At 54.2% G+C, this 5125-nt stretch carries 3 protein-coding genes and 1 pseudogene; all 4 read left to right on the forward strand.

Annotated elements, in window-relative coordinates:
• A pseudogene (locus HWX36_RS36880) lies at positions 1-474 on the forward strand (hypothetical protein); the annotation flags it as partial.
• Positions 416-2239, forward strand: coding sequence for a DUF2345 domain-containing protein (locus tag HWX36_RS36510; protein ID WP_208457846.1), 1824 nt, complete (start codon positions 416-418; stop codon positions 2237-2239). The pseudogene HWX36_RS36880 and the gene HWX36_RS36510, both read left to right, overlap by 59 nt.
• A 43-nt stretch (positions 2240-2282) precedes the next feature.
• On the forward strand, positions 2283-3875 hold the full coding sequence (locus HWX36_RS36515) for an N-acetylmuramidase family protein (protein ID WP_244136618.1): 1593 nt from the start codon (positions 2283-2285) through the stop codon (positions 3873-3875).
• Positions 3859-4542: a hypothetical protein gene (locus HWX36_RS36520; RefSeq protein ID WP_175958552.1), complete on the forward strand. Its 684-nt coding sequence runs from the start codon at positions 3859-3861 to the stop codon at positions 4540-4542. The genes HWX36_RS36515 and HWX36_RS36520 overlap by 17 nt, the downstream gene beginning before the upstream one ends.
• Positions 4543-5125: the final 583 nt, after the last annotated feature.

Raw genomic sequence — 5125 nt, forward strand, 5'->3', positions numbered from 1 at the left:
CTTCGCGACGCTGCCTGCGATCAAATCGGCAGCATGATTGCCTCGGCCGCTCCACTTAAAAATCTCAGAAAACTGTCCGAACGAGTGAGGCCACCTCTCCTCGCCTACGCGACGACCTCCTTTAACTACAAGAATCCGCAACAGAATTACTCGGTGCGCAGCGATCTTGGCGACAGCGCAATCACGTACATGACGGAAGAACGACGTCAGCAAGTGAAGCGCGAAATCCCGTACGCGCCGATGATAGTGCGCGAAGCACTGTCGTACGCCTATCCGACCTCGAACGATGGACAACGGCGCGCCTCCAATCGCACTCAGGCTTGGACTTCTGCAGCTCGCCGATACATCGGCCTTGGGGGGGGGGCGATGGCTCGATGCTGGTTCTCGCTTCACCCTCGAACATCATACGCGGCACATGACGGTCGATCCGAATCTTCGGGAGTTCATGGTCGTCGAGGTCGAGTGGTTCATTGAAAACAATGTGCCGCTATCCAATCACGCCGCGACGTATCCACTGAGTTTGCAGAGCGAATTGTCGGACTTGCGCCGGCAGCACGGCAGTCAATTCGGCTCACGGGCCAATCCTGTCGACGGCTTGGCCGGCGTCTACATGGTGAAAGTGGAATCGCAGCGTACCAACGTCGAGTATCGCAGTCCGTTCGAGCACAAGAAGCCGCTGATGCATGCCGAGCATGCACTCGTGAGTGGCCCCGATAACGAAGAAGCATGGGCAGACGAGCGCAATCGCATCTTCGTGGTTTATCCGTGGGACCAGCGTAGCACAACTGAGGACTCGCAAACATCGCCGCCGCTGCTAGTGATGCAAGCCGACACTGGTTATGGATACGGGGGCGTGCATGTGCCACGCAAGAACGAGTGGGTCCTGGTCGACTATTTTCAAGGTGATTGCGATCGGCCGTATGTACTAGGGCGTTTGCCGTCCCAGACAACGCCTCCCCAGTGGCATAGCAACGTCCTGCTGTCTGGTCTCATGTCGAGTGGCTTCGGCAAGAGCGGCGCATACAATGCGTTCGTGCACGACGATTCCACGAATCAGGGTGCTACGCGACTGACCACCTACACCGGTAGGGTCGGGAACAGCTACAGCCTGTATCACCAAGGGGTCTTGATCGACCATGCGGGCAATAACAATGCACGGGGCCGATACCTCGGTAAAGGTGCATTGCTGCATACCGATGATTATCTCGGTGTGCGGGCTAATCGCGGTGCATATATTGGAACGCATCCGAAGGCGCACAACGATGATCAGCTCGACGTCAGTGAAGCACAGCGCCAATTGATCGGCGCCGAGAGCATTGTTGAGACGCTGTCGAACGTCGGCGTCCAGCACCACGCAGACAGCCTCAAGGACAGCCACGATTCGCTCAAGCTGTTCACTGATGCCACCCAGCAGTCTGAGACACCAGAAGCTGGGGGCGGTCGCACGGCCGGTGGCGGAACGGGTAGCGCGAATGCGTTCAAGAAGGCGATTTTGCTGCTCGCCAGCCCTTTCGGTGTCGGCACGTCTACGCAAGACTCGATGCACATGACAGCCGATCGCCATATCAATTTGGTCAGCGGCCTGAACACGCACATCGGATCTGCTGGAGCATTCATCGTAAATGCCGCCAAGGCAATCGGGATGTTCTCGCAGACAGCGATTAGGTTATTTACGAAGGGGCCCGTGCAGATCCAGTCTCATGACGCGAATGTCGAGGTGATCGCCAAAGAAGTTCTCAAACTGTTGGCGCAAGGAGACATCGAGATCGCGGCGGGTGGAAAGCTGGTGCTCACGGCAGGTGGTGCTTCGATCACGCTTGAAGGCGGCAATATCCGCGGGCACGCTCCGGGAACCGTCGAGTTCAAGGGCGCGCAACATTCGTTCAGTGGACCGGCCAGCATGCGCTATTCCATCCCGCCGCTTCCAGTGAGTAGTTTGCCGCAGAACCTTACCCACGAATATACGCAGAGTTTCGACGTATCATCGGTCGTAGCAAATTTCGGTGTCGGGGAAGCACTGCACGCGCAGACTTATCGCATTTATCTACCTGACGGAACGCTTCAGCAGCAGGGCGGGCTACTCGATGGTGAAACAGCGATCGTCCGCACGCCGACGTCAACGAAAGTGAGGTGTGAGATCGGCGGCGGCGACTGGCACGCGATTGAAGATGCTTACGATCATGAAGAACAGGACGACGACGAGAGCGAAGACTCGGTCGGCGAGCAGCAAGAAACTTAACTGATTCAACATCCGACCTCAGCGAAATCGATAAGGAGAATTAGTGTCGAACGCACAACCCGCCGACGCGCCGGCCCCGAAGGCCAAGACCGAACCCGCGGCGTCCGTGAAAGTGACTGTGCTTTTCCGCGACGTGCTGCAGAAGCCCATCGAAGGTCTTTCCGTACAGTTGAAAGCCGCGAAGAACACGCCACCGGCGCCTACGTGGCAAACCGGTCCCGACCCTGCGACGGTTCAAGAGGTACCGCCGGCGACGAACAATGCGGCGGCAGCGGCGCCCGCGTCGGGTGCTACACCCGCCTCGGCGTCCACAGCGACGCCATCGTCGCCTCAGGCTGCGCCATCTGCAGCCTCTTCCACTCCGGTAGCATCGCCCGCTCAAACGTCATCGGGTGGCAAAGCCGAACCGGCCGTCCCATCCTCACCTCCAATAGCGGACAATAAGACGGAAGCGACCACCGACAAGGATGGATTCGCAGTGACGATCACAAATGCAGCTCGCAACCAGCCGATCGATGTGTTCGTTAAAAACCGTCGAGGGGAATATGCATGGAAAGCTCAGATCGTACCCAAGAAAGATATTAGTGCCTTTACCATTGTCAGTCCCGAATATCATCTGGAGGCAACCACTCAACTCACGCCAAAGGATGAATTCGAGCAGAACCTCGATCTCCCGGTTGTGAAGGAAGGGGAGGTCATGACGATCGAGCGATTGATCAAGGATTTTGGTCAGTACATTGCATGGACGCAAAAAGTCACCGAGCAAGGCCGAGTGAACAAAGATTTTCCCAAGAAAAACAAGGAAGTCACGGTCGATCCAAAATCACATAAGAAAAAAACCAAGATTACGATTGAGCACCACTACAAAGTGATAAATACCGGTCAACCGCGCACTGTATCGTTCAGTGTTTTTGGTTCGCGATTGAGCTATCCAAAGCCAGAGTTCTTTTCTGATTCACAGTATCAACATATGGCAAGCGAGCTTAACGTAGAAGTCGCCGCCATTAAAGCGCTGGTTCAACAAGAATCCCGCGGGAGTCCATTTTTGGAAAATGGACTCCCGTCCATACTTTACGAGCGACGACACTTCTTCGACCTCTCCGTAAAAAAACGCGACAAGGAGGCGGAGGAAAAGGAAAGAGAGGCGGAAAAGAAAGCGGCGGAATCGACGGGCGCAAAGGCGAACGGCGCGAAAAAAAAGAAAGCACATCCACCCAAAAAAAAGGGGCCTCCAGAAAATCCCTATCCAAAATTCCCTGACCTCTGCTTCCCACACGGAGACCAATATGGCGGAGGCGGCCTTAATCAATATGAGAAGCTGATTCGCGCCGCAGCTCTAGATTTTGATGTCGCCATACAATCGTGCTCCTGGGGTGGATTTCAAATTCTTGGGGAGTATTATTCATATTGCGGATGCTCGACGCCCGCCGAGTTTGCCAATAAATTTATGTCTGGAACGGACGGGCAGATGGAGATATTTGTTGCGTTCATGAAAAAATTGAAGAGTGCCGGCGTTGATGGATTGAGAAGTCACAATTGGGAGCAGGTGGCGACGTCATATAATGGAGGGGACTGGCGAGAAAAGAACCCTGATTACGCTAATAATCTCAAAAAATTCTATGAACAATTCAAATAAATCCGTCGCGTTGTTTTTTGTCGCATGGCTGTCGACGTCACCATCCTTTGCGGGCGAAGCCATAATATTTGATCAACCGGGACTGATCGGATTTCGCGATGGCAGCTCAGTCTCCGGCTTCTATGACTCTCGGAATGCGAAGTTTTCTTGTAGCTTCCTATTCACGGAAGATCGGGATAAATCAAATGCCGAAAATGTTGGTGACTACATCGCCACGCCGTTGTTGACCTTTGTTCTTGGCGAAAAATCGCCGAATTTTGTGAAGAGAAACAAGGCGTTCGACATCAAAGCGAACTTGTATCGACGCGACGATGAATGGGTGATACAAACCCAGACCGGTCAAGCCGGGTGCGAAAATGCGACAGGAGTTTTCGCCTTTAGCCCCAAAGACTATCGGTCAGTCAGCTATCGAGTAACTCAGCAGGTGCCGGCGATTGGGATTCGCATCGCGAAGAGCAAGACAATATTCTACGATGATCGCAATGGGAAATTTGTTGCACGAAAGTCTTATCTTGTCTATGGAGATGGAGTGGTTGCGCTGAAAACGCAAGGCGAATTTTCATACATTCGTTACGTTGGTACCGGGCCGAGGTTTGAGGGACGTGTTACTTTTGGGTGGGTACGGACGGAGGATTTGGTTGATCCGTTTCCCAAAGGCGCCGAATGAAAACGTCGCTGGCGACGGTAACTCGGACGTCTCAATGATTGCGGGAGAGTCAGGCCTATTATTTCGCCGGTTACGCGATTTAGTCGCGACTCCTTCCCGCGGCCGTGATATGCGTCGACAGTTCTGGCGCCAATATCTGGGCGGCGAGATGTCATCGACGAGCTCGCCATTGCGGACGATGAAATCCCAATGCCGAAGCTAGATTTGTCGCAATCGAGATTTGGGGCGCCCCCGACACGCGCAAGCCATTTTTTCTTCGTACGCATAGCCCGCAGCGCGGTCGCCTCTCGGAACTGTCTGCATCTACTGTAAGAACCGATGCGTGCAAGTCGTTGATCACGCGATTTGGTCAGTAGAGACCAAACTACGTGACGGTCAGCAATGAGTCGACCACGGTCTCTCGTTGTGCCACTGGATTGGAGTTCACGATGATCGACTCTCATCATTGATGAGGTCGTAGGGTAATCCCCCCGTTTTGCACGGGGTTCAGAAGTAGAAACTAAGCGGCCACGGCCAACCGCTGCTTTGGCGTAAATCCGCCCAGGGCCATGTTCGGGCGGTCATGATTGTAAGTCCACATCCA

It is taken from the genome of Burkholderia sp. BCC0405 (genome assembly GCF_902833075.1).
Taxonomy (GTDB): domain Bacteria; phylum Pseudomonadota; class Gammaproteobacteria; order Burkholderiales; family Burkholderiaceae; genus Burkholderia.

Bases quoted from the DNA above. Each gene is read 5' to 3' on its own strand.
- HWX36_RS36510 (WP_208457846.1), top strand. From the start codon at position 416: ATGACGGTCGATCCGAATCTTCGGGAGTTCATGGTCGTCGAGGTCGAG.
- HWX36_RS36520 (WP_175958552.1), top strand. From the start codon at position 3,859: ATGAACAATTCAAATAAATCCGTCGCGTTGTTTTTTGTCGCATGGCTG.